This window comes from Staphylococcus croceilyticus, assembly GCF_002902575.1.
Lineage (GTDB): Bacteria > Bacillota > Bacilli > Staphylococcales > Staphylococcaceae > Staphylococcus > Staphylococcus croceilyticus.
This window is the reverse complement of the sequence record NZ_PPRD01000108.1, coordinates 3728-7623: the sequence shown is the minus strand read 5'-3', so window position 1 is coordinate 7623 and position 3896 is coordinate 3728. Positions and strand designations below refer to the sequence as shown.

2 protein-coding genes and 1 pseudogene are annotated in these 3896 nt (G+C 35.7%); all 3 read right to left on the bottom strand.

Annotated elements, in window-relative coordinates; all coding sequences use genetic code 11:
* Window positions 1–336: pseudogene (locus CD128_RS10885) on the bottom strand (serine-aspartate repeat adhesin O-glycosyltransferase SdgA); the annotation flags it as partial.
* Between the two features lie 25 nt (window positions 337–361).
* Window positions 362–1978: a poly(glycerol-phosphate) alpha-glucosyltransferase gene (locus CD128_RS10880; RefSeq protein WP_103329916.1), complete on the bottom strand. Its 1617-nt coding sequence runs from the start codon at window positions 1976–1978 to the stop codon at window positions 362–364.
* 141 nt (window positions 1979–2119) lie between these two features.
* Window positions 2120–3896, bottom strand: a 1777-nt coding sequence (locus CD128_RS10875) for an LPXTG cell wall anchor domain-containing protein (RefSeq protein WP_231917313.1), incomplete at its 5' end; no start/stop codon positions are given.

Genomic DNA, 3896 nt, shown 5'->3' with positions numbered 1-3896 from the left:
AGATGTGTATAAGAGACAGATTCTATACCGACCATTTTCATATATTTTTAAATCATTGGAATTCTGAACATATTTTAATGTATAGTTGTGTTCACTTTCCCAGAAATTAATCCAATCAAATTTAACATTATTTACATATTTATTACTTTCTTGAAAATAGTCGTATAATGTAAAAACATTTTCTTCAACACCAAATTGAATTGCATTTCTATAAGTATAGGGATTCCAAGCAGAATATACACAATAAGCATCTTCATTATTCTCTAAAAATAATTTTAATCTATTGATTTGAGCTTTTTCAACACCAGTAATTCTTCCTTCCAGAATTGTTCCCATGAAGTAGTTCATAATTTAAACCTCATTATTTGTTAAATTCTTTTTGATACTGAACGTACCCTGATACATAGTGTTCAATATCATCAATTCTTACTCTATAGCCATGATGTTTAATGAAAAAGCTACCTAAAATTCTTGAAGGATTTTTAAAATACATAGCTATTTCAGGATAGAAAAAACCAATTCTTTGATAATCCGCTCGAGCATTAATTACATCTACAAGATATTGTTCATCTATCATATTTCTAACAAGTTCTTCGCGTCCTGTATCTTTTGCTTTTCTAATTAATCTATAAGTAGCCATCAACATTTCTAAAAATGTTGGAAATGTAGTTTCACGTTGTTTAATATAATCTAAATAATTATTTACATTTTTAATACCAAACTCAAAATATTTATCTTGCGGATTTATTTGTACTAATTCATTTGTACAATAACCTAGCCAATGATCATGATATTGCCAATATTTTTTCGCAATAAAGCGATCCATTAAATTTTCTACAGTTTTTAACCATATTTTATTATGATCTTGTTGGTATAAACGTAGTAATGCCAAAGCTGCTTCTCCATCATAATAAATTATTCTAAACTTTTCTTTTACTGATAAGTCAGGATAATTTAAGATATGTACAGTATCATAGGTTTCATTATTTATCATCGACACAATGCCTTTTGCTACTTTTTGAGCCATTTCTAAATATTTAGCATTCTGATTAGCTTTTAAATATTCACATACTGCAAATATAAATGAAGCATTTTGACCTAATTTTATTTCATTTTTATTTTCTGTATCATCAAAAATATATGCTTTCCCATCTTTTTCATAAGTATAATTATTAATTATATAATCAATTGAATTTTCAACTTTATCTAATGGTTTATTTAAATATGTAAGACCTTCGATTAACGCATATGTTGAAGATGAGTGTCTTAAAATATTATACGTCCCTATTTCTTTATCAAAATGTGGAAAATACCCATAGTGATAACGACCACTTTCTATCATCATATTTTCAAGATAATTAACACTACTACGTATCAATTTATCGATTTCTCTTGAAAAATCATCAATTTTTCTCAAACCTTTTTTAAATCCTGATTCTTCTAGCTCATAAATATGACTTTCTTCTAAAAAATAACTCTTAGTATAAAACTTAATTATTGTTTTATTTTCAAAAAAGTCATCACTATATCCCTTGTTATGACTAGTATATTTTTTTAGATAACCATTAATATTTTGTTCTGATAAATATTTACCATTTCCTTCTTTTTTTGGTATTACAAATGCATTAGCATTAATTTCTTCAGGTAAAAAAGCAGTATTCCAATATTCATCTAATGCTATACCATAATTAATATAGTTTCTTCGAGTTTTAACCATGTCTTCCTTTACTTCTTTAAAGGAAATACTTTCATAATTACTGACTATATCTAATTTGACCCATTTAGGATATTCTCCAGATTTTTTTCGAAAACTTTGCACTTGTTTTAAAATATCTCTCTCAAGATATCTAGCTTTTTTTAGTAACTTTACGGTTGCTTTAACATTTAGTTTTCCTAAACTTAAAAATACGTAATTTTCAATATTTTCTTTTGAATTAACTACATTTACTAATTCTTTTATATTATCTTCAATACTCATAATTTGCCTCCTTGTATATTACATGTATTTACTAGTTATTATAGCAAACTGTTTTAAATTTTAAGTAATTCTATTCCTTTTTTAAATAAAGCCAGGTCTTCAAGACCTGGCTCTTTCTAACTTTAAAAGCTAGAGTTTATTTTAATTTTTATTATTTTTTCTACGACGTTTACCTAATAATAATGATCCTAAACCTGCAAATAATGATCCAATTAATAGTCCATTATTATTATCATTTTCTCCGGTCTCTGGTAATTCATTATCTGAGTCGCTGTCTGAGTCGGAATCGCTGTCTGAATCTGAATCGCTATCTGAGTCGGAATCACTGTCTGAATCTGAGTCGCTGTCTGAGTCGGAATCGCTGTCTGAATCTGAATCGCTATCTGAGTCGGAATCACTGTCTGAATCTGAATCGCTATCTGAGTCGGAATCACTGTCTGAATCTGAGTCGCTGTCTGAATCTGAGTCACTATCGTTATCAGAGTCGGAATCGCTGTCTGAGTCTGAGTCGCTATCTGAGTCGGAATCGCTATCTGAATCTGAGTCGCTATCGCTGTCAGAGTCTGCATCGCTGTCTGAATCTGAGTCACTATCAGAGTCTGAATCACTGTCTGAATCTGAGTCGCTATCTGAGTCTGAGTCACTGTCGCTGTCTGAGTCTGCATCGCTGTCTGAATCTGAGTCGCTATCGCTGTCTGAGTCGGAATCACTGTCTGAATCTGAGTCACTGTCAGAGTCTGAATCACTGTCTGAATCTGAGTCACTGTCGCTGTCTGAGTCACTGTCGCTGTCTGAGTCTGAGTCGCTATCTGAGTCGGAATCGCTATCTGAATCTGAGTCGCTATCTGAGTCTGAATCGCTATCTGCATCTGAATCGCTGTCAGAGTCTGAGTCGCTATCTGAGTCGGAATCACTGTCTGAATCTGAGTCGCTGTCTGAGTCTGCATCGCTGTCTGAATCTGAGTCACTGTCTGAGTCTGAGTCGCTATCAGCATCTGAATCGCTGTCTGAGTCTGAGTCGCTGTCTGAATCTGAGTCGCTATCTGAATCTGAGTCACTGTCAGAGTCTGAATCACTGTCTGAATCTGAGTCACTGTCTGAGTCGGAATCACTGTCTGAATCTGAGTCGCTGTCTGAATCTGAGTCGCTGTCTGAATCCGAGTCGCTATCTGAGTCTGAATCGCTATCTGAATCTGAGTCGCTGTCTGAATCCGAGTCGCTATCGCTGTCAGAGTCTGCATCGCTGTCTGAATCTGAGTCGCTATCGCTGTCAGAGTCTGCATCGCTATCAGAGTCTGAATCACTGTCTGAATCGGAGTCGCTATCGCTATCAGAGTCGGAATCGCTGTCTGAGTCTGAGTCGCTATCGCTATCAGAGTCGGAATCGCTGTCTGAGTCTGAGTCGCTATCTGAGTCTGAATCTGAGTCACTGTCGCTGTCTGAGTCGGAATCGCTATCTGAGTCGGAATCACTGTCTGAATCTGAGTCGCTGTCTGAGTCTGAGTCGCTATCTGAGTCAGAATCGCTATCTGAATCTGAGTCGCTGTCTGAATCTGAGTCGCTGTCTGAATCCGAGTCGCTATCTGAGTCTGAATCGCTATCTGAGTCTGAATCGCTATCTGAATCTGAGTCGCTGTCTGAATCCGAGTCGCTATCAGCATCTGAATCGCTGTCTGAGTCTGAGTCGCTATCTGAGTCGGAATCACTGTCTGAATCTGAGTCGCTGTCTGAGTCTGCATCGCTGTCTGAATCTGAGTCTGAATCGCTATCTGAGTCGGAATCACTGTCTGAATCTGAGTCGCTATCTGAGTCTGAGTCACTATCGCTGTCAGAGTCGGAATCGCTGTCTGAATCTGAGTCGCTATCAGAGTCTGAGTCACTGTCTGAATCTGAGTCGCTATCGCTGTCTGAGTCGGAA